Source organism: Mesorhizobium tianshanense (genome assembly GCF_007830515.1).
Taxonomy (GTDB): Bacteria; Pseudomonadota; Alphaproteobacteria; order Rhizobiales; family Rhizobiaceae; genus Mesorhizobium; species Mesorhizobium tianshanense.
In genome coordinates this window covers 76,170-101,400 of the sequence record NZ_VLKT01000024.1, presented here as the reverse complement: position 1 = coordinate 101,400, position 25,231 = coordinate 76,170, and the positions used below count along the sequence as shown (strand labels likewise).

Annotated in this window: 22 protein-coding genes; 21 read left to right on the top strand and 1 reads right to left on the bottom strand. The window is 64.0% G+C overall.

Annotated features, from left to right (window positions below; genetic code table 11):
- Nucleotides 1–94: 94 nt before the first annotated feature.
- Together IQ26_RS19720 and IQ26_RS19715 are read left to right on the top strand one after the other, a co-directional pair.
- Entirely contained in the window at nt 95–370 is a 276-nt protein-coding gene (locus IQ26_RS19720) for a type II toxin-antitoxin system ParD family antitoxin (protein ID WP_123151966.1), read from the top strand.
- Nucleotides 367–669, top strand: coding sequence for a type II toxin-antitoxin system RelE/ParE family toxin (locus IQ26_RS19715; protein ID WP_145720021.1), 303 nt, complete (start codon nt 367–369; stop codon nt 667–669). The genes IQ26_RS19720 and IQ26_RS19715 overlap by 4 nt, the downstream gene beginning before the upstream one ends.
- Nucleotides 670–678: 9 nt before the next feature.
- Here the strand turns inward: IQ26_RS19715 and IQ26_RS19710 are convergent, their stop codons facing one another.
- Nucleotides 679–1,794: a cystathionine gamma-lyase gene (locus tag IQ26_RS19710; RefSeq protein ID WP_145720020.1), complete on the bottom strand. Its 1,116-nt coding sequence runs from the start codon at nt 1,792–1,794 to the stop codon at nt 679–681.
- 429 nt (nt 1,795–2,223) lie between these two features.
- On the opposite strand from IQ26_RS19710, the gene mraZ reads away from it, so the two are divergent.
- From mraZ to recN, 19 genes are all read left to right on the top strand, one after another.
- Nucleotides 2,224–2,682 (top strand): division/cell wall cluster transcriptional repressor MraZ, encoded by a 459-nt coding sequence (gene mraZ / locus IQ26_RS19705; protein ID WP_145720019.1) that lies wholly within the window; start codon nt 2,224–2,226, stop codon nt 2,680–2,682.
- Complete coding sequence (gene rsmH / locus IQ26_RS19700) at nt 2,679–3,710, top strand: 16S rRNA (cytosine(1402)-N(4))-methyltransferase RsmH (protein WP_145720018.1); 1,032 nt, start codon at nt 2,679–2,681, stop codon at nt 3,708–3,710. The genes mraZ and rsmH overlap by 4 nt, the downstream gene beginning before the upstream one ends.
- 4 nt (nt 3,711–3,714) lie before the next feature.
- Nucleotides 3,715–4,110 carry a cell division protein FtsL gene (ftsL, locus tag IQ26_RS19695; RefSeq protein WP_145720017.1) on the top strand — a complete coding sequence of 132 codons (396 nt, stop codon included), beginning with the start codon at nt 3,715–3,717 and terminating at the stop codon, nt 4,108–4,110.
- A complete protein-coding gene (locus IQ26_RS19690) occupies nt 4,107–5,831 on the top strand; it encodes a peptidoglycan D,D-transpeptidase FtsI family protein (protein WP_145720016.1) in 1,725 nt (574 codons plus the stop codon). Before ftsL ends, IQ26_RS19690 begins: the two co-directional genes overlap by 4 nt.
- A 54-nt stretch (nt 5,832–5,885) precedes the next feature.
- Nucleotides 5,886–7,340 carry a UDP-N-acetylmuramoyl-L-alanyl-D-glutamate--2,6-diaminopimelate ligase gene (locus tag IQ26_RS19685; protein WP_145720015.1) on the top strand — a complete coding sequence of 485 codons (1,455 nt, stop codon included), beginning with the start codon at nt 5,886–5,888 and terminating at the stop codon, nt 7,338–7,340.
- Nucleotides 7,337–8,770 carry a UDP-N-acetylmuramoylalanyl-D-glutamyl-2,6-diaminopimelate--D-alanyl-D-alanine ligase gene (locus IQ26_RS19680; RefSeq protein WP_145720014.1) on the top strand — a complete coding sequence of 478 codons (1,434 nt, stop codon included), beginning with the start codon at nt 7,337–7,339 and terminating at the stop codon, nt 8,768–8,770. Before IQ26_RS19685 ends, IQ26_RS19680 begins: the two co-directional genes overlap by 4 nt.
- Nucleotides 8,771–8,794: 24 nt before the next feature.
- Nucleotides 8,795–9,877 carry a phospho-N-acetylmuramoyl-pentapeptide-transferase gene (gene mraY, locus IQ26_RS19675; RefSeq protein ID WP_145720013.1) on the top strand — a complete coding sequence of 361 codons (1,083 nt, stop codon included), beginning with the start codon at nt 8,795–8,797 and terminating at the stop codon, nt 9,875–9,877.
- A gap of 8 nt (nt 9,878–9,885) precedes the next feature.
- Nucleotides 9,886–11,289, top strand: coding sequence for a UDP-N-acetylmuramoyl-L-alanine--D-glutamate ligase (murD, locus tag IQ26_RS19670; protein ID WP_145720012.1), 1,404 nt, complete (start codon nt 9,886–9,888; stop codon nt 11,287–11,289).
- Nucleotides 11,289–12,440, top strand: coding sequence for a putative lipid II flippase FtsW (gene ftsW, locus IQ26_RS19665; RefSeq protein ID WP_145720011.1), 1,152 nt, complete (start codon nt 11,289–11,291; stop codon nt 12,438–12,440). Before murD ends, ftsW begins: the two co-directional genes overlap by 1 nt.
- A 1-nt stretch (nt 12,441) precedes the next feature.
- Nucleotides 12,442–13,569: an undecaprenyldiphospho-muramoylpentapeptide beta-N-acetylglucosaminyltransferase gene (gene murG / locus IQ26_RS19660; RefSeq protein ID WP_145720010.1), complete on the top strand. Its 1,128-nt coding sequence runs from the start codon at nt 12,442–12,444 to the stop codon at nt 13,567–13,569.
- On the top strand, nt 13,566–14,972 hold the full coding sequence (gene murC / locus IQ26_RS19655) for a UDP-N-acetylmuramate--L-alanine ligase (RefSeq protein ID WP_145720009.1): 1,407 nt from the start codon (nt 13,566–13,568) through the stop codon (nt 14,970–14,972). The genes murG and murC overlap by 4 nt, the downstream gene beginning before the upstream one ends.
- Complete coding sequence (gene murB / locus IQ26_RS19650) at nt 14,969–15,934, top strand: UDP-N-acetylmuramate dehydrogenase (RefSeq protein ID WP_145720008.1); 966 nt, start codon at nt 14,969–14,971, stop codon at nt 15,932–15,934. The genes murC and murB overlap by 4 nt, the downstream gene beginning before the upstream one ends.
- A 325-nt stretch (nt 15,935–16,259) precedes the next feature.
- The gene (locus tag IQ26_RS19645) at nt 16,260–17,186 is read left to right on the top strand and encodes a D-alanine--D-alanine ligase (protein ID WP_145720007.1); all 927 of its coding nucleotides are present in this window, start codon (nt 16,260–16,262) and stop codon (nt 17,184–17,186) included.
- A complete protein-coding gene (locus tag IQ26_RS19640) occupies nt 17,174–18,115 on the top strand; it encodes a cell division protein FtsQ/DivIB (RefSeq protein ID WP_145720006.1) in 942 nt (313 codons plus the stop codon). The genes IQ26_RS19645 and IQ26_RS19640 overlap by 13 nt, the downstream gene beginning before the upstream one ends.
- Nucleotides 18,112–19,419: a cell division protein FtsA gene (gene ftsA / locus IQ26_RS19635; protein ID WP_145720005.1), complete on the top strand. Its 1,308-nt coding sequence runs from the start codon at nt 18,112–18,114 to the stop codon at nt 19,417–19,419. Before IQ26_RS19640 ends, ftsA begins: the two co-directional genes overlap by 4 nt.
- A gap of 67 nt (nt 19,420–19,486) precedes the next feature.
- Nucleotides 19,487–21,145, top strand: a complete 1,659-nt coding sequence (gene ftsZ / locus IQ26_RS19630; RefSeq protein WP_145720004.1) for a cell division protein FtsZ — start codon at nt 19,487–19,489, stop codon at nt 21,143–21,145.
- A gap of 279 nt (nt 21,146–21,424) precedes the next feature.
- Nucleotides 21,425–22,372 carry a UDP-3-O-acyl-N-acetylglucosamine deacetylase gene (lpxC, locus tag IQ26_RS19625; protein WP_145720003.1) on the top strand — a complete coding sequence of 316 codons (948 nt, stop codon included), beginning with the start codon at nt 21,425–21,427 and terminating at the stop codon, nt 22,370–22,372.
- A 216-nt stretch (nt 22,373–22,588) separates the two neighbouring features.
- A complete protein-coding gene (locus IQ26_RS19620; protein ID WP_145720002.1) occupies nt 22,589–23,458 on the top strand; it encodes an outer membrane protein assembly factor BamD in 870 nt (289 codons plus the stop codon).
- Nucleotides 23,459–23,472: 14 nt separating this feature from the next.
- Entirely contained in the window at nt 23,473–25,146 is a 1,674-nt protein-coding gene (recN, locus tag IQ26_RS19615; protein WP_145720001.1) for a DNA repair protein RecN, read from the top strand.
- Nucleotides 25,147–25,231: the final 85 nt, after the last annotated feature.

The following is a 25,231-nucleotide window of genomic DNA, read 5'->3' as shown; positions in this document are numbered from 1 at the left end:
TCAGCTTCGCCGGAAGCAGCGAGACATGGCGACATTCTTGAAGTCGGTGCGATTAAATCGTACCATCCGCGGTGGATAGTGTCAGGAGCGCATTATGGGTCAGGTCGACAAACGCAGCATCACGCTTTCGCCCGAACTGGCGGCGGCGGTCGACGACGTGGTTGCCGCCGGCGAGTACGCTTCGGCGAGCGAGGTGATCCGCGACGCGCTCAGGCAATGGAAGGACCGGCGCGATCTGCACGGCTATACGGTCGAGGAGTTGCGTAAACTGGTGCAGGAAGGGATCGACAGCGGGCCGGGACGATTTGCGTCGATCGACGAAATCAAGGCCGAAGCGCGTAGACGATTGAAATCCGATAACGCGGCATGAATTTGCTGCCCATCATCCGAACTGCAAATGCAGAAGAGGATTTGATCGCGATCTGGCTTCATATCGCGCGAGACGACGAGGCTGCCGCGGACCGGCTGCTCGACCGGATCGAAGCCCGCTGGCAGCAACTGGCGACTTATCCCTTCTCGGGCGCGCCGCGCGAAGACATTGCGCCAGGCATCCGCTATCTGGTGGTCGGCGAATATCTTACCTTGTACCGTGTCGGCGAAGATGCGATCGAAATTCTGCGCCTGCTGCATGGCCGACGCAGTATCGAAGCCGACGATCTGAGTTCGTGATCGGGTCGTTCAGCCGCTGACGCCGTCTAGCGACGCCTCGATCGCTTGCCAAAGCTCTTCCACCGGCTCGCAGCCGACCGACAGGCGAACGAAGCCTAGCGGAACGGCATCTCCTCTTTTCGCCCGCCGTTCGGCGGAGGTATGCACGCCTCCGAACGACGTCGCCGCCTGCATGAGTGCGCAATTGTTGATGAAGTCCTCGGCCTTGTCCTCCGAGGCGAGCACGAAGGAGATCAGAAAACCGAAGCGCTCCATCTGGGCGCAAGCGAGATTGTGCGAAGGGTCGCTTTCCAGACCCGGAAAGCGCAAGCCGCTGACCGCCTGATGGTCCTTCAGCCGGCGCGCTATCACTTCGGCGGAAGCGCACATCCGGTCGAAACGAACCTCCAGCGTTTCGAGGCCGCGATGCACCAGCCATGCCTCGAACGGGCCAGGAATAGAGCCTGAGGTCTCACGCCAGCCGGATACGGCGGCGATGATGTCCGCATTGCGGCTGGCGACATGGCCGAACAGGACGTCGGAATGGCCGTTGGGCGCCTTGGTGTCGGCGGCAACGACGATGTCGGCGCCGAGATCGAGTGGGCGCTGGCCGAAGGGCGTCATCGTCGTGTTGTCGACCGCAAGGATTGCGCCCGCTTTGTGCACGGCTTCGGCGACAGCGGCAATGTCGCAGAGATCCAATCCTGGGTTGGCGGGCGTCTCGACGAAGGCCAGTCGATATCCATCGAAGCCGCCATCGAGGAAGGTCGATGTCGGCCGGAGATCGTAGGCGACGCCGAAAGGCTTGAGGAAGCGTTCTGCCAGCGCCCGCGTGGTGTGATAGCCGTCCGACGGCAGCAGGATACGGTCGCCTGCTTTTAGCAGCCCGAAAAAAACCGCCGAGATCGCAGCCATTCCCGAAGGAAAGGTGACGCATGGCGCGCCTTCCAGGTGCGCCAGCATGTGCTCGACCGCATCCCAGGTCGGATTGCTGAAGCGGCCGTATTGATCGAAGCCGGTGGCGTCGCCAGGCGCGTGAAAAATGGCGGCCATAGTTAGGGGCAGGGGAATTGGGTCGCCTTTGGCAAGCCTGCCTCGGCGCAGGTGGGGAAGGGTCGCGGCGCGTGACCTGGCTGTGTCGGGCATGGATTTCAAACCTTGTTTCTAACCGGGAAAAGAATCTGTTTCTGACCAAGAAAAGACGGGCCGACGCTATGCGTGGTGGCGATCCGCGGCAAGCCGCCTCCGGTTAGGCCAAGCGGCTCTAAACGCTTCGTTAGGCTTAATGGAGGATAAAGACGGGAGTGCCGTCAAAGCTGCTCTCACGGTCGTGGCGTGCGCGTTTGTGAAGCCTGTTCCCGTTGACGCCCATAACACCCCATGATATCCCATAACGATATTCAAGCCTTCGTTCCGCGTCAGGGTGAAGCGTACGCCAATCGGGCAGCCGCGGCGGCTGCGCGTTTGCCTGTTTTCGCCTCTCGGAACGAAGTGAGTTTTGGGCAGGGACCGCGCCGCGGCGGCGCGGCGGGAAGATGCAGAGGGGTGCGGCGGCGCAAGCGGCCGTAACGCGTAATGGACCGGTTTCTGTCAAACGCGGTGAACAAGGTCGATGCGAAGGGGCGGGTGTCCGTTCCGGCGCATTTCCGTGCGGTTGTGCAGAAACGCGGCTATTCGGAACTCTATGGGCTTCGCTGCCTGGATCGTCCGGCGATGGATGTCGGCGGGCTCGACCTCCTCGACCGCTACGAGCAGCGCATCGCGCAGGAAGACCCTTTCCTGCAGACGGCGGACGACATGTCGTTCTTCTGCCACGGCGACGGAGCCTTCCTGAAGCTCGATCAGGACGGCCGCATCACGATGACCGATTTCATCCGCGAGCATACGGGCATTGCCGCGGAAGTGGCTTTTGTCGGCCGCGGCAATTTCTTTCAGATCTGGGAACCTGGACGGCTCACCGCCTATGGGGCGGAAGCACGCGCCCGGCTTTTGCAGCTTCGGCAGGGGACGAAGCCTGGGGAGCGACCGGAATGATGGCGGGCTACGGCGATGACCCTCACGCCGTTGGCGGACCGGCCCGTCACATTCCGGTCCTCCTTGCCGAAGTGCTGGAGGCGCTTTCGCCCAAAGCCGGCGAGGTGATCGTCGACGGCACCTTCGGCGCCGGCGGCTATACCAAAGCCATTCTGGCAAGCGGCGCCTCGGTCGTCGCCATCGACCGCGATCCGGATGCGATCGCTGCGGGTCGTGTCCTCGAACAACAAGCGGGCGGCAAGCTCAGGCTCGTTCAGGCGCCGTTCTCGACATTGGACGAGCATGTTGAAAGCGCTGACGGCGTCGTGCTCGACATCGGCGTGTCCTCCATGCAGATCGACGAAGCGGAGCGCGGCTTTTCGTTCCGCGCCGATGGGCCGCTCGACATGCGCATGGCGCAAACAGGCCTGAGCGCCGCCGATGTCGTCAACAGCTTCAAGGTGGGAGACCTTGCCCGCATCTTCGGGTTTCTCGGGGAAGAGCGCCATGCCGGCCGCATCGCCCGCATGATCGAAAGCCGTCGCGAAAAACGTCCGTTCGAGCGCACGCTCGACCTTGCCGACGCTATCGAGACGCATATCGGCCGCGCGCCCAAGGACAAGATTCATCCAGCGACCCGCGTCTTCCAGGCGCTGCGCATTTTCGTCAATGACGAACTTGGCGAACTGGCCAAAGCGCTGTTTGCGGCTGAACGCGTGCTGAAACCGGGCGGACGGCTGGCCGTGGTGACCTTCCACTCGCTGGAAGACCGCATCGTCAAACGCTTCATCGCCGATCGCGCCGATGCGGCGACCGGATCGCGGCACCTGCCCGAGGTCCAGGCGCGCACCGCCACCTTCAAAAAAGCAGGCGGCGGCGTGACGCCCGATGACGCCGAGATATCAGCCAATCCGCGCGCGCGCTCGGCAAGGCTGCGCACTGCTGTGCGCACCGACGCGCCGGCGCGCGCCGGCGACTTTTCGATTTTCGGGCTTCCAAAACTTCCTGATCCAAAACTTCCCGGCACCGACAGGCCGGGAGAGAGGTGAGCACGTGTTTCGTACCAGCGACATAGTCCTTATCGCCGTCATGGTCTCGGCTGCGGCCCTGACCTACAAGACCAAGCGCGAGGCCGAGGAACAATTGGCGGCGGTGCACAAGCTCCAGGCGCAGATCCGCTACGAGGAGGACACAATCGACCTCCTGAAGGCGGACTGGAGCCTGCTTACCCAGCCGTCGCGCCTGCAAAAGCTGGCTGAGATCTACAAATCGCAGCTCGCGCTCGAGCCGGTCAATGCTCGCCAGATCATCGGGCTGGACGATCTGCCGGCAAAACCCGTCACCATCGAGGACCTTTCGTCCCAGCGGCTGGGCGGCATGGCCGACAGTTCTGGCGAGGGATCCTTGGACGGCAAGGACCCCGTGGTGACCGGAGGCATCGTCCAATGATCGCCAGGCTTCCATCGATCTCCAGGCTGCTGAAGGGCCGCGCCAAGTCGGAAGGCGGATCGATTGTGGTCGAAGGCGCCCGCAAGGCGACCGGCGGCAAGGGAAGGACCCGCATCGTGATGACGATGGCGGTTTTCTTCGGCATCTATTCGACCATCACCGGGCGGCTGGTCTATCTGGGTTTCCAGAATCCCGACCTGTCCGGCGGCCCGCAGAGCCGGGTAACGGCGTCACGGCCCGACATCGTCGATCGCAACGGCGAAGTGCTGGCTACGGACATAAAAACGGCGTCGCTGTTTGCCGAACCGCGCCGCATCGTCGACGCAGACGAAGCGATCGAAAAACTGTCGATGGTGCTTCCCGAAATTGACTACGAGCAGACCTACCACAAGCTGAAGAGCGGCGCTGGCTTCGTCTGGCTGCAGCGGCAACTGACGCCTAAGCAACAATCTGACATCATGCAGCTCGGCATTCCCGGCTTTGGCTTCCGCACCGAAAAGCGCCGATTCTATCCGGCCGGTGAAACCTCATCCTACATTGTCGGTCTCACCAACATCGACAACAAGGGCATCTCCGGCATGGAGAAATATATCGATGAACAGGGGCTGAGCGACCTTCAGGCGTCGGGCCTGGCGGTTGCCAAGGATCTGAAGCCGGTGCGGCTCTCGATCGACCTGCGCGTCCAGCACATCGTGCGTGACGAGGTCGCCACCGGCATGGAGAAATACCGCGCGATCGCGGCGGGCGCCGTCGTTCTCAACATCAAGACCGGCGAAGTGATGGCGATGGCCTCGGTTCCGGATTTCGATCCCAACAATCCCTACAATGCGCAGGACAAGGACCGCTTGAACCGCATGTCGGCCGGTCTCTATGAAATGGGTTCGACCTTGAAGAGCTTTACCACCGCCATGGCGCTCGATTCCGGCAAGGTGACGCTGGAAAGCCGTTTCGACGCTTCGCGCCCGATCAGGATCGGCCGTCAGACCATCCATGACTTTCATGGCAAGGCCCGGGTGCTGTCGGTGCCCGAAGTGTTCATCTACTCGTCCAACATCGGTTCGGCCAAGGAAGCCGAAGCGGTCGGCATCCAGGGGCATCGCGAATTCCTGCATCGCCTGGGGATCCTCGAGAGGATGCAGACGGAACTGCCCGAGGTCGCCCGCCCGACCGAACCGAAAGTCTGGAAACAGGTCCATTCGATCACCATCGCCTTCGGTCACGGTGTGTCGACGACGCCGCTGCAGACGGCGGTCGGCTGCGCCGCGCTGCTGAACGGCGGCTATCTGATCCAGCCGACATTCCTGAAGCGCGCGCAGGAACAGGCGATGGCGGTGGCCAAGAAAGTCGTCAGCGACAAGACCGTCGAGAGCATGCGCTATCTCTACGCACTGAATGCCGAGAAAGGGTCAGGCAGGAACGCTAGGGTTCCGGGCTATCGCGTCGGCGGCAAGACGGGAACGGCCGAGAAGGTTGTCAACGGCCGCTACTCAAAGGACAAGAATTTCAACGCCTTCGTCGCGGCTTTCCCGATGGACGACCCGCAATACGTCGTGCTTACGATCGCCGACGAACCGAAGCCGGAAAAACCCGGCATGGGTGCGACGGCCGCCTCGAATGCAGGCGTCATGGCCGCGAACATCATCCGACGTTCAGCTTCCATGCTTGGCGTAAAGCCAGATTTCAGCCATGAAAATGGCGCAACGCTGGTTTCCTATCAGTGATTCTTAGGGCGCGCCGGCAACTGCGCGCTATTTTGTTGTGATGAACGGGGTTCGATGAAGCTGAAAGATCTAGCCGGTATCCTGCCTGTCGAGGGAACAGCTTCCTTCGATGTGGAGGTTACCGGGATTTCGTCGGATTCCCGCCAGGTGAGACCGGGCGTGGTCTTCTTTGCGCTCACCGGCACCAAGGCGGATGGCGCGGCCTATGCCGCCTATGCCGCCGAACGCGGCGCAGCGGCGATCGTGGCCGGCAAGGGCAGCGCCGTCGCCGGCCTGCGGGTGCCGGTTATCGTCGTCGACGATCCGCGCCTTGCGCTGGCGCTGAGCGCCGCCCGCTACTTCGGCGGTCAACCGCAAACCATGGTCGCGGTGACCGGCACCAGCGGCAAGACATCGGTTGCGGCGTTTACCAGGCAGATATGGGAGCAGTCAGGCTTTACCGCGGCTTCGATCGGCACGACCGGCGTGGTGGCGCCGGGCCGGAACGAATATGGCTCGCTGACCACCCCCGATCCGGTTGATCTGCACAGGCTGTTGAGGGAATTGGCGGATGCCGGCGTCACCCACGCATCGATGGAGGCCTCCAGCCATGGCCTCGACCAGCGCCGGCTCGACGGCGTGAAGCTTGCGGCTGGCGGCTTCACCAATCTCGGCCGCGACCACATGGATTATCACCCGACGGTCGAGGACTATCATCGCGCCAAGCTGCGCCTGTTCGACACGCTGCTGCCGAAGGGCGCGCCGGCCGTGATCTTTGCCGACGATCCGTGGTCGGAGCCGACGATCCGGGCGGCGAGGGCGGCGGGGCTGGACGTGCTGACGGTCGGCCGTCATGGCGCCTTCCTGCGACTGAAGCGGGTCGAGCACGAGCGCCACCGCCAACGTGCCGAGGTGGAAGTCGATGGCGTTCTCCACGAGGTCGACCTGCCGCTGGCCGGCGATTTCCAGATAGCCAATGCCCTGGTTTCGGCGGGCCTCGCCATCTCCACTGGAACGCCTGCCGCCAAAGCCCTGATGGCGTTGGAGAAATTGAAAGGCGCGCCGGGTCGGCTCGACCTCGTTGGCACGACATCCAACGGCGCGCCGGTCTACGTCGATTACGCGCACAAACCGGACGCGCTGGAAAACGTGTTGGCATCGGTACGGCCGTTCACCACCGGTCGCGTCATCATCGTGTTCGGCTGCGGCGGCGACCGCGACCGGGGCAAGCGTCCGATCATGGGCGAGATCGCCACGCGGCTCGCCGATATCGTCATCGTCACCGACGACAATCCGCGCTCGGAAGTGCCCGAAACGATCCGCGCAGCGATCCTTGCCGCTGCACCCGGCGCCATCGAGGTCGGCGACCGGCGCAGGGCGATCCACGAGGCCGTCGCCATGCTCCATGCCGGCGACACGCTGATCGTGGCCGGCAAGGGCCATGAGGAAGGCCAGACCATCGGCGCCGAGACGCTGCATTTTTCCGACCATGAGGAGGTCCGCTCCGCGCTCCAGGAGCAAGCCGCATGAGTTTTCTGTGGACCTCCCAGGATCTCGTCGCAGCCATGGGCGGACGGCCGCTCGGTCAGATGCCGGAGGGCGTTTCCGGCATCTCGATCGACAGCCGCAGCCTGCAACCGGGCGATGCCTTCTTCGCCATCAAGGGCGAGGCGATGGACGGCCATGATTTCGCGACCGCCGCCATCAAGGCCGGCGCCGGCGTGCTGGTCGTCGCCGAGGGCAAGCTGCCGTCGCTAGGGCGGCTGACGGCGCCGATGATCGTCGTGCAGGACGTGCTGGCCGCGCTGGAAAAGCTAGGGCTGGCCGCCCGCGCGCGCTCGAACGCCAGGATCATCGCGGTGACCGGTTCGGCGGGCAAGACCACCACCAAGGAAGCGTTGCGCCATGTGTTGTCTTCGGTCGGCAAGGTGCACGCGTCGGCCCAGTCTTTCAACAATCACTGGGGCGTGCCGCTGACGCTGGCGCGGATGCCGGCGGATTGCGACTACGCCGTCTTCGAGATCGGCATGAACCATCCGGACGAGATCCGGCCGCTGGTCAAGATGGTCCGGCCGCATGTCGCCCTTGTCACGCTGATCGCGGCGGCACATCTCGGCTTTTTCCGCAACCTGGACGAAATCGCCAAGGCCAAGGCCGAGATTTTCGAGGGACTGGAGCCGGACGGTGCAGTCCTTCTCAACCGCGACGATCCGCGCTGGAAGCTTCTAGACAAGATGGCGAGAGCCGCCGGCGTTGAGCACATTTACGGGTTTGGCGAGAATGCCCGTGCGACCTTCAAACTGCTCAAATGTGCGCTGCATGCCGATCATTCCGTCATCACCGCCAAGATCGGCGGACAGGAGATCACCGCCAGGGTTGGCGCGCCGGGCCGACACATGGTGCAGAATGTGCTGGCCGTGCTGGGCGCCGCACATCTGGTCGGCGCCGACATCGCCAGGGTGGCGCTAGCGCTGGCCGATCTTTCAGCCGAGCGCGGACGCGGCAAGCGCCATGTGCTGCGCCACCCCAAGGGGCCGATCACGCTGATCGACGAGAGCTACAACGCCAATCCGGCGTCGATGAGCGCTGCAATGGCGCTGCTCAACGCGACGCCGGTGTCGGGCGAAGGCAGGCGCATCGCCGTGCTCGGCGACATGCTCGAACTCGGCGACCACTCGGCGAAGCTGCATGCGGCACTTGCCGGTCTCATCGTGGGCACCGAGACGCGCACGGTCTTCCTCGCCGGCCCGGAAATGCGGGCGCTGGCCGATGTCCTGCCCGACGAGATCGAGACGGAGTATCGCCCCAGTGCCGAGGATCTGAAGCTGGTGCTTCTGTCGGCGCTGAAGCCTGGCGATGTGGTGATGATCAAATCGTCGAAAGGCATCGGCTTTTCCAAGCTGGTCGACGCATTGCTCGGAAAATTTCCGGCCATGACCACAACCGTCAAACAGACCTAGAGCCAGGTCCGGGGACCGCATCGCATGTTCACACTGCTCGTCGAATTCGCGGACAAGATCTCGGTCTTCAACGTCTTCCGCTACATAACCTTCCGCACCGGCGGCGCGCTGATCACCGCGGCGCTGATCGTCTTCATCTTCGGGCCGGCCATCATCAATTCGCTGAGGCTGCGGCAGGGCAAGGGCCAGCCGATCCGCGCCGACGGGCCGCAGACGCATTTCAAGAAAGCCGGCACGCCGACCATGGGCGGGCTGATGATCCTGTGCGGCATCGTCGGCTCGTCGCTTTTGTGGGCGAACCTGTCCAGCATCTATGTCTGGGTGGTGCTGCTGGTGACGCTCGGTTTCGGCTCGATCGGCTTCTACGACGATTATCTCAAGGTGACGAAGCAATCGCATCTCGGCTTTTCCGGCAAGGCGCGGCTGGGGCTTGAATTCGTCATCGCCGGCATCGCCGCCTGGGTAATCATGCACAACGGCCAGGCGCCGTTCTCGTCGTCGCTGACTTTTCCCTTCGCCAAGGAATTTCTCATCAATCTCGGCTGGTTCTTCATCCCGTTCTCCTGCTTCGTCATCGTCGGCGCCGGCAATGCGGTGAATCTGACAGATGGCCTCGACGGGCTGGCGATCGTGCCGATCATGATCGCGGCGGCCTCCTTCGGCGTCATCGCTTATCTCTCCGGCAATGCGGTGTTCGCCGAATATCTGCAGATCCATTTCGTGCCCGGCACCGGCGAACTGGCGGTGGTTCTGGGCGCGGTCATCGGCGCCGGCCTCGGCTTCCTATGGTTCAACGCCCCGCCGGCGGCGATCTTCATGGGCGATACCGGATCGCTGGCCCTGGGCGGCCTGATCGGCACGATCGCGGTCGCCACCAAGCACGAGATCGTGCTGGTCATCGTCGGCGGCCTGTTCGTCGTCGAGATCCTGTCGGTCATTATCCAGGTCGGCTACTTCAAGATGACCGGCAAGCGCGTGTTTCTAATGGCGCCGATCCACCACCATTTCGAAAAGCTCGGCTGGACCGAAAGCCAAGTGGTGATCCGCTTCTGGATCATCGCCGTCATCCTGGCGCTGGTCGGCCTATCGACCCTGAAGCTCAGATAGGAGGCCACTTGATCCCCGCCGCATCCTTCGCAGGCAAGCGCGTTTCGCTCTTCGGGCTCGGCGGCTCCGGGGTTGCCACGGCGCGCGCGCTGATCGAGGGCGGAGCGGACGTGCTGGCCTGGGACGACAATCCCAACAGCGTCGCCAAGGCCGAGGCCGTTGGCATCGCGACCGGCGATCTGCGCGGCGCCGACTGGGCGAAGTTCTCGGCTTTCGTGCTGTCGCCCGGCGTGCCGCTGACGCATCCGAAGCCGCACTGGACGGTGGAACTCGCGCGCGCTTCAGGCGTCGAGATCATTGGCGACATCGAGCTTTTCTGCCGCGAGCGGACCTTGCTGGCGCCGGCAGCACCCTTCATCGCCATCACCGGAACCAATGGCAAATCGACGACCACGGCGCTGACGGCGCATATCCTGAAATCGGCCGGGCGCGACACGCAGATGGGCGGCAATATCGGTCGCGCGGTGATGACGCTCGATCCGCCGGAGCCCGGGCGGCACTATGTCGTGGAATGCTCGTCCTACCAGATCGACCTTGCGCCCTCGATCAATCCGACAGCCGGCGTCCTGCTCAACCTGACGCCCGATCATCTCGACCGCCACGGCACGATGCAGCACTACGCCGCGATCAAGGAACGGCTGGCGGCCGGCAGCGAAACCGCCATCATCGGTGTCGACGATTCCTGGGGCGCCCAGACCGCCGACCGGCTGGAGCGGGCAGGCCAGCACGTCATCCGCATTTCCCGGCGCCTGCCGCTGACCGACGGTTACTTCGCCGACGGCACCGATCTGATGGAAGCGGTGCATGGCCGTTACAGTCGCGTTGCCTTTCTCGAAGGCATCGGCTCGCTGCGCGGCCAGCACAATGCGCAGAATGCACTGGCCGCCGTCGCCGCCTGTCTCAAGGTCGGGCTCGAGCTGGGCGAGATCCAATCGGGGCTGGAGAGCTTTCCCGGGCTGGCGCACCGCATGGAGCAGGTCGGCCGCAAGGGCCATGTGCTTTTCATCAACGATTCCAAGGCCACTAATGCCGATGCGGCAGCGCCCGCATTGTCCAGCTTTGCGCGCATCTACTGGATCGCCGGCGGGTTGCCGAAGGAGGGCGGCATCGAGCCGTTGCGCGGCCTTTTTCCGCGCATCGCCAAGGCCTATCTGATCGGCGAAGCCGCACCGGCCTTTTCGGCGACGCTCGGCGAGGCGGTGCCTTATGAGATCTCGGGCACGCTGGCCGCAGCGGTCGAACACGCCGCAAGCGACGCGGCCAAGGATGATAACAACGGCGAGGTGGTGGTGCTGCTTTCGCCGGCCTGCGCCAGTTTCGACCAGTTCAAGAATTTCGAAGTGCGCGGCGAAGCCTTTAGGCAGGCCGCGAGCATAATTGATGGCGTGAAGCCCATCGGAGGGACACGATAATGCAAAGCCGTCTCGACAAAAGCCCAGTTGCCACCTGGTGGTGGACGGTCGATCGCTGGTTCCTGGCTGCGTTCCTGTCGCTGATGGGGCTCGGCATCGTGCTGTCCTTCGCGGCGAGCCCGGCGGTAGCCCAGCGCATCGGCCTCGACAGTTTCCACTTCGCCACACGCCAGATCATCTTCACGATCCCCGCCCTTGGCATGATGCTGGTCGTCTCCTTCCTGGACTCGCGGCAGATCAGGCGCATGGCCCTGGCCATGCTGTGCATCATGCTGGTGCTGATGGTGGCGGTTCTGTACATCGGCGTCGAGGTGAAGGGCGCGCGGCGCTGGGTGTCGCTCGCCGGCGTGTCGATCCAGCCGTCGGAATTCCTGAAACCGGCATTCGTCGTCATCTGCGCCTGGCTGTTTGCCGAACACAAGCGCCAGCCCGACATTCCGGGCAATCTTTTCGCCATGCTGCTGCTGGCCCTCGTCATTTCTCTGCTGGTGGCGCAGCCGGATTTCGGCCAGACCATGCTGGTGCTCGGCACCTGGGGGGTGATGTTCTTCATGGCCGGGTTGCCATGGCTGTGGATCATCGCGCTGGGCGCTGCCGGCGTCGGCGGCGTGTTCGCCGCCTATACGGTGTTTCCGCACGTCGCCGGCCGAATCGACCGCTTCATGACCGGCGAAGGCGACACGTTCCAGGTCGACATGGGCCGCGATGCGCTGATCAACGGCGGCTGGTTCGGTGTCGGGCCGGGCGAGGGCACCGTCAAGCGGGTCATACCCGACAGCCATGCCGACTTCGTCTTCTCGGTCGCCGGCGAGGAATTCGGACTGATCATGTGCTTTTTCATCATGACCATCTTCGCCTTCATCGTGCTGCGCGGGCTCAGCACCGCGCTCAAAGAGCAGGACGATTTCACGCGCTATGCGGTTGGCGGCCTGGTCACGGTGTTCGGTCTGCAGTCGGTCATCAACATGGCCGTCAATCTGCAGCTGATGCCGGCCAAGGGCATGACCTTGCCGTTCATCTCCTATGGCGGCTCCTCGCAGATCGCCATCGCCATCTCGATGGGCATGGTGCTGGCGCTGACACGCAGGCGGCCGGAAAAGCGCAAGCAGCTGGGCTTCGCACCGTCGCAGCGCGCGATGGCGGCGGAGTGAAATGGCGACGGGGGTCATCCTTCTGGCGGCCGGCGGCACGGGCGGGCATCTCTTCCCGGCCGAGGCGCTGGCGCACGAGCTGACCGGGCGCGGCTGGACGGTGCATCTCGCCACCGATGATCGTGCCGAGCGTTTTGCCGGCCAGTTTCCGGCAGCAAGCATCCATCCGATCAAGTCGGCGACGATGAGTTCGAAAAATCCCTTTGCGATGCTCGCCGCCTTCTGGAAAATCTGGGGCGGCGTGCGGCAGGCATCCGCCGTGATCGGCCGGATCAAGCCCGCCGTCGTGGTCGGTTTCGGCGGCTATCCGACGCTGCCGCCGCTCTATGCCGCGACGCGGCGCAAGGTACCGACGCTCATCCACGAGCAGAACGCGGTGATGGGGCGCGCCAACCGGGCGCTGGCCGGCCGCGTCGATGCCATCGCCGGTGGGTTTTTGCCGGAGGATTCAAGTGCCGCGGGCGTCAAGACAGTGACGACAGGCAATCCGGTCAGGCCGCAAGTGCTGGAGGCGGCGAAGACGCCCTATGTGGCGTCTACGGGCAAGCAGCCGTTCCGGTTTCTGGTGTTCGGCGGCAGCCAGGGGGCACAGTTCTTTTCCGACGCGATGCCGGCGGCGATCGGACAGCTTTCCGACGCGCAACGCAAGCGGCTTGATATCACGCAACAGGCGCGCGCCGACGATGTGGAGCGGGTCAGGGCGGCCTATGCCGCCCTTGGCGTCGAGGCCGAGGTGTCGCCCTTCTTCACCGACATGGCGGCGCGCATGGCTGCGGCGCATCTGGTGATGTCGCGGTCCGGCGCATCGACCGTATCGGAAATCGCGGTGATCGGCCGGCCGGCGCTGCTGGTGCCCTATCCCCACGCGCTCGACCACGACCAGGCCGCCAATGCCGCGGCATTGGCGGCGGCAGGCGGCGCCGAAGTGCATCCGCAATCCACGCTTTCGTCCGAACGCATCGCCACGCTCGTCGGGACGCTGATGGACGATCCTGAGCGGCTGGCCACAATGGCGGCGGCGGCGAAGTCGGCCGGAAAACCGGACGCGGCACGGTTGCTCGCCGATCTGACAGAGGCTATTGCGTCGAAGAAAACCGTTTCGGACTTCAGGAAGGAGACGCACGCATGAAGATGCCGCAGACGATCGGCCTTGTGCATTTCATCGGCATCGGCGGCATCGGCATGAGCGGCATCGCCGAGGTGCTGCACAATCTCGGCTACAAGGTGCAAGGGTCCGACCAGGCCGACAGCGCCAACGTGCAGCGGCTGCGCGACGAGGGCATCGAGTGCTTTGTCGGTCATCACGCCGACAATATCGGCGATGCCGAAGTGGTTGTCGTCTCGACGGCGATCAAGAAATCCAATCCGGAGCTGAAGGCCGCGCGCGAGAAACTGCTTCCCGTCGTCCGTCGCGCCGAGATGCTGGCCGAACTGATGCGCTTCCGGCAGGCGGTGGCCATCGGCGGCACGCACGGCAAGACGACGACGACTTCGATGGTGGCGACGCTGCTCGAAGCCGGCGGGCTCGATCCGACCGTGATCAATGGCGGCATCATCAATGCCTATGGCACGAACGCCCGCATGGGCGACGGCGAATGGATGGTGGTCGAGGCCGACGAGAGCGATGGCACCTTCCTGAAGCTGCCGGCCGAGATTGCCGTCGTCACCAACATCGATCCGGAGCATCTCGACCATTACGGCTCCTTCGACAAAGTGCGCGAGGCCTTTCGCCAGTTCGTTGAGAACGTGCCGTTCTACGGCTTCGGCGTCATGTGCACCGACCACCCGGAGGTGCAGGCGCTGGTCAGCCGCATCGAGGACCGACGCGTCATCACCTATGGCGAGAACGCGCAGGCAGACGTGCGTTTCACCAATCACCGGATGGACGGCCCGACCTCGGAATTCGACGTGGTGATCCGCGACCGCAAGACCCGCGACCAGTCGACGATATCGGGCCTGCGCCTGCCGATGCCCGGCCGTCACAACGTCTCCAACGCGACCGCGGCGATCGCCGTCGCGCACGAACTCGGCCTTTCGGCCGAGGCGATCAGGAAGGGCCTGTCGTCCTTCGCCGGCGTCAAGCGGCGCTTCACCCGTACCGGTTCGTGGAACGGCGTCGAAATCTTCGACGACTACGGCCACCATCCGGTCGAGATCACGGCGGTTCTGAAGGCGGCGCGCGACGCCACCAAGGGCCGCGTTATCGCCATTGCCCAGCCGCACCGCTTCACCCGGCTGCATGACCTGTTCGACGAGTTTTCCGTCTGCTTCAACGATGCCGACACGGTGATGGTGGCGCCGGTCTATGCGGCAGGCGAAGAGCCGATCGACGGGGTGACCTCCGAGGCACTGGTGTTCCGCATCCGCGCCGGCGGCCATCGCGACGCGCGCTACATCGAAGGCCCCGCGGCGATCGCGCCTGTTATCCGCGACCTGGCGAAACCAGGCGATCTCATCGTCTTCCTCGGCGCCGGCAATATCACGCAATGGGCTTACGCGCTGCCCGGGGAACTCGGCGGGACGGTTTCATGATGCGCGGCCAGGCGTTGATCGACAAGCTTGGCGGCCGGCTTGCCGGCCTGCGCGGCCGCATCACGCCCAATGCCGAGATGGACAAGATCACCTGGTTCCGCGCCGGCGGGCTGGCCGACGCGCTGTTCCAGCCGGCCGATGAGGACGATCTCGCCGCTTTCCTGAGGGCGGTTCCCGAAGAAATACCGCTGACCATCGTCGGCGTCGGATCGAACCTGCTTGTCCGCGACGGCGGCATTGCGGGCTTCGTCATCCGGCTTTCGGCCAAGGGCTTTGGCGAGGCCGAAGTGATTGCGCCGACCACGATCAAGGCGGGAGCTGCCACGCCCGACAAGCGCCTTGCGGCGGTTGCCTACCAGGCCGGCATAGGCGGCTTTGAGTTTTACCACGGCATTCCGGGCGCCGTCGGCGGCGCGCTGCGGATGAACGCCGGCGCCAATGGCGCCGAGACGAGCGAGCGCGTCGTCGAGGTGCGGGCGCTCGACCGTAAGGGCAATGTGCATACGCTGAGCAACGCCGATATGGGCTACGCCTATCGCCATTCGGCCGCGCCTGCCGGGTTGATCTTCACATCGGCGCTGTTCGAAGGTGTTCTGGGAGACAAGTCCAAGATCAAGGCTGCGATGGATGCTGTCCAGCACCATCGAGAGACCGTGCAGCCGATCCGCGAAAAGACCGGCGGCTCGACCTTCAAGAATCCGGAAGGCACCTCGGCCTGGAAGGAGATCGACAAAGCGGGCTGTCGGGGGTTGATGATCGGCGGCGCGCAGATGTCGCCGATGCACTGCAACTTCATGATCAACACGGGAACGGCGACCGGCTACGACCTCGAATATCTTGGCGAGACCGTGCGCACGCGCGTGCTCGAAAAGTCGGGCATCCGGCTGCATTGGGAAATCAAGCGCATCGGCAATTTCCGGCCGGGGCACGAGGTCCAGGAGTTCCTCGGACAGCTACTTTAGCGCCGTCGGATGTTCATGTGATGCTTGAACTTCAAACGGTGTGAAATCACCGCGCGACCGTTGCGCCAAAGACTCACAGCGCAGTTTTTGTGGCCGTTTTTACGGAAAGTGAATCTCTCGGAATCGTAAGCACTTGCCAGCGAATCAACTCTCTGATTCTCTGCTCGAAAGCGTTTCCTGATTTGAGTCGTTCGACGCGTTTCCCGCGTTTTCCGTCTGGGGGGCAACCTGCCGGGAGACTCGGACTCAAAGTCGCGGAAATCGTGAGAGCAAAGACTGCTCTGATCGAGAGATGCCGGCCCGCCGTGAGAGGGGATGACGGGAAATGAAAAGCAAGCATGTGGCCGTTCTGCTGGGGGGATTCTCGTCCGAGCGGCCCGTGTCTCTGTCTTCGGGGAATGCCTGTGCCGATGCGCTCGAGAAGGAAGGCTACCAGGTCACTCGCGTCGACGTTTCGCGCGATGTCGGCTCTGTGCTCGCCGAGCTCAAGCCTGATGTTGCCTTCAATGCGCTGCACGGCCCGTTCGGCGAGGACGGCACCATCCAGGGCATCCTCGAATATCTTGCCATTCCCTACACTCATTCCGGCGTGCTCGCCTCGGCGCTTGCCATGAACAAGGAGCAAGCCAAGAGGGTCGCCAAAGCCGTCGGCATTCCGGTTGCGGAATCGAAGGTGGTCAATCGCTTCGCCATCCAGGGCAAGCATCCGATGAGGGCGCCCTATGTCGTCAAGCCGGTCAACGAGGGGTCGAGCTTCGGCGTCGTCATCGTGCATGAAGGCCAGTCGCATCCGCCGCAGGTCATCGGTTCGTCCGACTGGAAGTATGGCGACACCGTCATGGTGGAGCGCTACGTGCACGGGCGCGAGTTGACTTGCGCGGTGATGGGTGACGTCGCGCTCGGCGTCTGCGAGATCATCCCGACCGGCCATTCCTTCTACGACTATGATTCAAAATACGTCGCGGGCGGATCAAAACACGAATGCCCTGCAAAAATTTCACCGAATATTTACCAAAAAATACAGACACTGACGCTCAAGGCTCACCAAGCTATCGGCTGCCGGGGCGTTTCCCGGTCGGACTTCCGTTATGATGATCGACACTCCGAGAACGGCGAAATTGTCTGGCTCGAGGTCAACACTCAGCCGGGCATGACGCCGACATCCTTGGTGCCAGAAATCGCTGCGCAAGCGGGGCACTCGTTCGGCGATTTGTTGAGTTGGATGGTGGAGGACGCTTCGTGTCTGCGTTGAAGTGGGGACAGGGCAAGGGGAAGGGCGCGACCGGGCCGACGCTGTTCGGCATGCCGCTGTCGTTCGATCACTTCGTGCTGCCGCGTCTGCTTCGCCGGCCGGCGCGCGTGCTGGCGCGCCTGGGCGAGGACGACTTCGAGGTGCCGCCTTTCTCCGCGGCCATCCTGTCGGCGGCGCTGCTCGTGTTGGGCACTGCCTATGGCGCCTATCTCGGCGGGCACGTCGACGGCATCGTTCAGGGCATCACCGCCCGCACCGGTTTTGCCGTCGATCAGATCAAGGTGGTAGGCAACCGCGCAACCTCCGAGATCGATATTCTCGACAGGATGCAGCTCGACGGCTGGACGTCGCTGATCGGCTTCGATGCCGAAGCCGCGCGGGAGCGCATAGCCACGCTGCCCTGGGTCGAGGTTGCGGCGGTGCGCAAGGTCTATCCGCACACGCTGGAGGTGCGCATCGAGGAGCGTGAGCCCTTTGCGCTCTGGCAACAGGGCAGCGAGCTTTCCGTCATCGAGCGGTCCGGCGCGGTGATCGCGCCGTTCTCCGGCGGCAAGCAGGCATTGCTGCCGCTGATCGTCGGCACCGGCGCGCCGGCCAAGGCGCCGGATTTCCTGGCGAGGATCGAAAAATACCCGGAGCTTGCCGCGCGGGTCAAAGGCTATATCCGCATCGGCGAACGGCGTTGGGACCTGAAGCTGGAGAACGGCATCACGGTCAAGCTTCCCGAGGATGGCGAGGATCAGGCGATCGCCGATCTGGTCAGGATGGATCGCGAGAACGGGCTGCTGACGCGCGACATCGCCGCCGTCGACATGCGCCTTTCCGACCGTCTCGTCGTCCAACTGACGCCGGAAGCGGCGATGCAGCGCGAGGCCGCGCTCAAGGAAAAGCCGAAAATGCCGAAGCGCAAGCCGGAGACGAAAATATGAGCTGGCTTGGCGGCAACAGCGACGCCTCGTCGCGCCGGTCCGGCACCCTGACGGTGCTGGATGTCGGTTCCAGCAAGGTCTGCTGCGTGGTGGCCAAGCTCAAGCCGCGCGAGGACGGCAAGCTGCTGCGCGGGCGTTCGCATCGCATCCAGGTGATCGGCATCGGCCACCAGAAATCGCAAGGCGTCAAATCGGGCGTCGTCGTCGATCTCGACAGGGCCGAGCACGCCATCCGCCTAGCCGTCGATGCCGCCGAGCGCATGGCTGGCCTGACTGTCGATTCACTGATCGTCAACATGACGGCCGGCCGGCTGAAGAGCGAAAGCTTCTCGGCAACCATCAACCTCGGCGGCCACGAAGCCGACGAGGCCGATATCAGGCGCGTGCTTGCCGCCGGCGCCAAGCAGGCGCTCCGGGCCGAGCGCGAGGTGATCCATTCGCTTCCCGTCGGATTTTCGCTGGACGCCGAGCGCGGCGTGCGCGATCCGCGCGGCATGGTCGGCGACCAGCTTGGCGTCGACATGCATGTGCTGACCGGTGACGCCGCACCCTTGCGCAATCTGGAGCTATGCATCAACCGTTCGCACCTGTCGGTGGAGCGCATGGTGGCGACGCCCTATGCCAGTGGGCTCGCCGCACTGGTCGACGACGAACTCGAGATGGGCGCGGCCTGCATCGACATGGGCGGCGGCACGACGACGATCTCGGTCTTTTCGGAAGGCAAGTTCATTCACGGCGACGCCATCGCCATCGGCGGCAACCACGTCACGCTGGACATGGCCAAGGGCCTGTCGACCTCGCTCGACGCCGCCGAGAGGCTGAAAGTGATGCATGGCTCGGCGCTGCCCGGCAGTGCCGACGACCGCGACTTGGTTTCGATACAGCCGATCGGCGAGGATGGCGAGGTGCCGCTGCAGGTACCGCGTTCGGTGATGACGCGCATCATCCGGGCGCGCATCGACGAGACGCTCGAAATGTTGCGCGACCGGCTGAACAGGTCCGGCTACGGCAACGCCGTCGGCAAGCGCGTCGTGCTGACCGGTGGCGCCAGCCAGCTTTCCGGCCTGCCCGAGGCGGCGCGCCGTATTCTCGGACGCAACGTGCGCATCGGCCGTCCGCTCGGCGTGGCGGGCCTGCCGGAGGCGGCCAAGGGGCCGGCCTTCTCGACGCCGGTCGGGCTTCTGATCTATCCGCAGATGGCAAGCTTCGAGAGCCATCCGGCGAAAGGAATTTCTGGTCTCAGGATGACTGGAACGGGCGGAAAACTGCATCGAATGAGTCAGTGGTTGAGAGACAGTTTTTAAATTGACGGGGGCAGCCCCATAGGCGGCCGCAGCGGCGAAGCGGCGGGAAAGGCAAAGGACGGAGACAATGACCATCAATCTGCAAAAGCCGGACATCACCGAGCTCAAGCCGCGTATCACCGTGTTCGGTGTCGGCGGCGGCGGCGGCAATGCCGTCAACAACATGATCACCGCGGGCTTGCGCGGCGTCGAGTTCGTCGTCGCCAATACCGACGCACAGGCGCTGACCATGTCCAAGGCGGACCGCCTGATCCAGCTCGGCGCGCATGTCACCGAGGGCTTGGGTGCGGGATCGCAGCCGGAAGTCGGGCGCGCGGCGGCGGAAGAATGCATCGACGAGATCGTCGATCATCTCTCCAACACCCATATGTGCTTCGTCACTGCCGGCATGGGCGGCGGCACCGGCACCGGGGCCGCGCCGGTCGTTGCACGTGCCGCTCGTGAGAAGGGGATTCTCACCGTCGGCGTCGTCACCAAGCCGTTCCATTTCGAAGGCCAGCGCCGCATGAAGACGGCGGATTTGGGCATCGAGGAATTGCAGAAATGTGTCGACACCCTCATCGTCATCCCCAACCAGAACCTGTTCCGGCTGGCCAATGACAAGACGACCTTCGCCGATGCTTTCGCCATGGCCGACCAAGTGCTCTATTCCGGCGTCGCCTGCATTACCGACCTGATGGTCAAGGAGGGGCTGATCAACCTCGACTTCGCCGACGTCCGCTCGGTCATGCGCGAGATGGGCAAGGCGATGATGGGGACGGGCGAGGCTTCCGGCGAGGGCCGCGCCATGGCCGCCGCCGAAGCCGCGATCGCCAACCCTCTGCTCGACGAGACCTCGATGAAGGGCGCCAAGGGCCTGCTGATCTCAATCACCGGCGGTCGCGACCTGACCCTGTTCGAAGTCGACGAGGCGGCGACCCGCATTCGCGAGGAGGTCGATCAGGAAGCCAACATCATTCTGGGTGCGACTTTCGACGAGGATCTCGAAGGCGTCATTCGCGTCTCGGTGGTCGCGACCGGCATCGACAAATCGGCGGCTGAAATCGCCGCCGCGCCGATCGCCATCCGCACGGCTCCGCCAAAGCCGGTCAGCCGCCCGACAGCTCCGCCCGCGGAAAGCCGTCCGGCGCCTGTCCAGCAGGGCGGCTACGAGCCACGCGCCGTCGATCCCGTAGCCGAGGCGATCCAGCTTGCCGAGGCGAATGCCGCGGCGATGGCGCGTCCCGCGTCGGCTGCCCATGCGGAAGATTTCCGCCCGCAGAGCAAGATCTTCCAGGCGCCGCCGGCCCAGCCGCAGCCGATCGTGCAGCAGCAGCCGATGCAGCCCGCGCCGCAGCGCGAAGTGCTTCAGCCGGTCGCCGCGGCCCCCCAGCGCATGCCGCGTGTCGAGGACTTCCCGCCGGTGGTGAAAGCCGAAGTGGAAGCCAAGGGCCGTCCGGCCGCCGATCATGAGAACAGCGGACCGATGGGACTGCTCAAGCGCCTGACGAACGGCCTTACCCGCCGCGAAGAGGAGCCTGCACGGTTGCAGCCGGCGCAGCCGCGCGAGCCGAAACTGCGCCAGGCGGCGCCCGAAGTGCGCCGCCTTGCCAGCCAGGATCCGCAGCTTTACGCGCCGCGCCGTGGCCAGTTGGACGATCAGGGCCGGCTGACGCCGCAGAGCAGGGCTGTCCAGGAAGACGATCAGTTGGAGATTCCGGCGTTCCTGCGCCGCCAGGCCAATTGATCTGATAACGGTCCGTAATAATTGTTAACAGGCAGACAAGGGATTGTTTGCCTGTTAACGCAAAAAGTGCTTTTAAAACAGTATATTAGGTGACCATGCACACCTCTGCTTGCGGTTACAGAAAGTAAGAAACCGTGATTTGGAGTCTCCCTGCCGGATCACTATCTTCGCCTCCGACCAACGTCGGTTTGCCGGGATTCGGGGGAAGTGGCCCCTGCCAGCCGATCAAATCAAGAGCCGTGCCCTTCGGGTTGATAAAGCGGACTTGGGCAGTGGGCTATGGGGTTTGTCTTGCAGGACTATCAGACGACACTTAAATCGCGTGCGACGCTGACGGGCACCGGCGTTCACAGCGGCAAGCCTGTTACCGTTCATTTCCTGCCGGCAGACGCTGATACGGGTGTCGTGTTCCAGCTTTCGAGCGGAAGCGAGAGCCGTGAGTTCCGCGCGCTTGTTTCCGAAGTCGGCGCCACCGATCTGTGCACCATGCTCGGCGATCCGGCAGGCGAGCATATCGCCACCGTCGAGCATCTGATGGCCACGCTTTTCGGGCTCGGCATCGACAATATCGTCATCGAGATCGACGGCCACGAGGTTCCGATCCTTGACGGCAGCGCCATGGCGTTCGTGGAGGCTATCGAGCAGGCGGGCGTCGATACGCTGCCGGTCAAGCGCCGCTACATCCGGGTGATCAAGCCGGTTCGCATCGAGAACGGTGCCTCCTGGGCGGAATTCAGGCCCTATGACGGCACGCGCTTCGAGATCGAGATCGATTTCGAAAGTCCGGCGATCGGCCGTCAGCTCTTCGCATCCGACATGAACGCCGACATTTTCCGCCGCGATATCGCGCGCGCCCGCACCTTTGGCTTCATGAAGGACGTCGAGCGGCTGTGGGCGGCTGGCTATGCGCTTGGCTCTTCGCTGGAAAACTCCCTGGTGATCGGCGACGACAACCGCGTCATCAACGTGGGAGGCTTGCGCTATCCCAACGAGTTCGTGCGGCACAAGACAATGGACGCCTTGGGCGATCTGGCGCTGGCCGGCGCCCGGTTCATTGGCTGCTTCCGTTCCTATCGCGGCGGCCACAGGCTGAACGCGGCAGCGCTGCGCCGCCTTCTGTCGGACCGTTCGGCGTTCGAGATCGTCGAGACGACACGCCGCGAGCGCGGTCGCACCGCCGAGATGAACGCCGTCTATGCGCCCGTTTACGCGCCCTGGATGATCTGATTCTTAACGTTTTTCGGGGTTTTATAGCCGCCGGCCTGTGTTGCAGGAATGCATCGTCGGCCGGCGAAATCATGCAAGTGTGCAGGCTGCGCCAGACCGCCACAAAAATGTGCGATTGGCCGGAGATAGCGTTGCCGGGCATGGCGGTTATGGTTTATGGCTGCTGCCCCAGAGCGAATGACGACTGAAATGGCGCCGAAAGGGCGGAATCCAATCATGTTTTTCAAGCGAGTTGGTCAATCGGAAGCGCCGCAGCGGGCTGTTTTCCTGGCGCTTTCGGTGGTCGTGCCATCGCTGTTCCTGTCGGCCTGCATGTCGTCCGAGAAGGATGTCGACCTGTCGACCTATGTCGAGCAGACCGAGCCGGCCGATGTTCTCTACAATCAGGGCCTTGCCAATCTGAATGCGGGGCGCCTGCAGGAGGCGAGCCGCAAATTCGGTGCGGTCGACCGCCAGCATCCCTATTCGGAATACGCCCGCAAATCGATGGTGATGGGCGCCTTTGCCGATTATCGCCAGGGCAACTATACCGAGGCGATCGGTTCGGCCAAGCGCTATCTCACGCTCTATCCGACGACCGACGACGCCGCCTATGCCCAGTACATCATCGGGCTCAGCTACTACCGGCAGATCAAGGACGTCACCCAGGACCAGAAGGAAGCGCGTCAGACCGTGCAGACGATGCAGGATCTGGTGACGCGCTGGCCCGATTCGGAATATGTCGACGACGCCAAGGAAAAGATCCGCTTCGCCAACGACCAGCTCGCCGGCAAGGAGATGCAGATCGGCCGCTACTATCTCGAGCGGCGTGAATACATCGCCGCCGTCAAGCGGTTCCGCACTGTGGTGGAGACCTATTCCAACACGCGCCATGTCGAGGAGGCGCTTGCCCGTCTCACCGAAAGCTACTACGCGATGGGGCTGACGTCGGAAGCGCAGACTGCCGCGGCTGTGCTCGGCACCAACTACCCCGACAGCGTGTGGTACAAGGATTCCTACAAGCTCCTGCAGACTGGTGGACTCGAGCCGCGCGAGAGTGCCGGGTCGTGGATCTCCAAGGCCGGGAAGCTGATCACCGGCGCCTGAAGCGGCGCGTCGCCATGCTTTCCCGGCTGTCGATCCGCGATATCGTTCTGATCGAGAAGCTGGACATCGACTTTTCGTCCGGCCTTTCGGTGCTGACCGGCGAGACCGGCGCTGGAAAATCCATCCTGCTCGACGCGCTGTCGCTGGCGCTTGGCGCCCGCGGCGACGCTTCGCTGGTGCGCCATGGTGCGGCACAGGGCCAGGTCATCGCCGTGTTCGACGTGCCGCGCAACCATCCTGCCCGCATGCTGCTTGCCGACAACGCCATCGATGATGATGGCGACATCATCCTGCGCCGCGTGCAGACGGCGGATGGCCGTACCCGCGTCTTCGTCAACGACCAGCCCTCCAGCGTAACGCTGATGCGCGATGTCGGCCACGCGCTGGTCGAGATTCACGGCCAGCATGACGAGCGCGCCTTGGTCGATCCCGGCGCCCATCGCGAATTGCTGGACAGCTTCGGCGGTCATCTCGGCGCCGTCCGCGCGACCGGCGAGGCATGGCGGCACTGGCGGGCCTGTGAGCAGGAATTTTCGCGACACCGCGCCAAGGTGGAAGCGGCGACCCGCGAGGCCGACTATCTGCGCGCCGCGGTCGCCGAATTGACGAAGCTCGACCCCCAGCCCGGTGAGGAAGCCGACCTTGCCGAACTGCGCGCCTCGATGATGCGGGCGGAAAAGATCGCCTCGGAAATCCATGATGCGCAAGATGTGCTCTCGGGCCCGTCCTCGCCCTTGCCGCAACTCGCCAGCCTGTTGCGGCGGCTGCAGCGCAAGGTGACCGAGGCGCCCGGCCTGCTCGACGACGTGGTCAAATCGCTCGACGAGGCGATGCTGTCGCTCGACGCGGCGCAATCGGGCGTGGACGCGGCACTTCGCGCCACCGAGTATGATCCGCAGCGGCTGGAACAGGCCGAGGAGCGGCTGTTTTCGTTGCGTGCCGCCGCACGCAAGCACAGCGTGGCGGTCGACGACCTGGCGCAATTGCGTGATACGATGGCGGCCGATCTCGCCGATCTCGATGCCGGCGAGGAGCGCCTGCACGGGCTGGAAAAGCAGGCCGCCGCTGCTCGCGAGGCCTATGACATTTCCGCGGCGCAACTTTCGTCGCTTCGCCAGGCGGCGGCGGCCGGATTGACCAAGGCGGTGATGGCCGAATTGCCGGCATTGAAGCTCGAACGGGCCGCGTTCATCGTCGAGATGGCAAGCGAGGCCGAAAGCCGTATGGAAGAGGGCATCGATCAGGTCGAGTTCTGGGTGCGCACCAATCCCGGCACAAGACCGGGCCCGATGATGAAAGTCGCCTCCGGCGGCGAGCTTTCGCGGTTCCTGCTGGCGCTGAAGGTGGCGCTGGCCGACCGCGGCTCGGCGCCGACTTTGGTCTTCGATGAAATCGACACCGGCGTTGGCGGCGCGGTGGCGGACGCCATCGGCCAAAGGCTGGCGCGGTTGTCGAAGCGCGTGCAGGTGCTTTCGGTTACGCACGCGCCGCAAGTGGCGGCACGGGCGGCGACGCACTTCCTGATCTCCAAATCCGGCGGGGCCGATCGCGTCGCCACCGGCATCGCGGAGATGGACCGGGCGGCGCGCCAGGAAGAGATCGCGCGGATGCTTGCCGGGGCGACCATCACCGACGAGGCGCGCGCGGCAGCCGAGCGGCTGCTGCGGGAGAACACCGCGGCGGCTTAGCTAGTGCATGTCGCGCAAAAGTGTGCAGCGGTTTTGCGATAACGACATGCATAAAAACAAGGCTTAAAGCGCGTCGCATGAATCC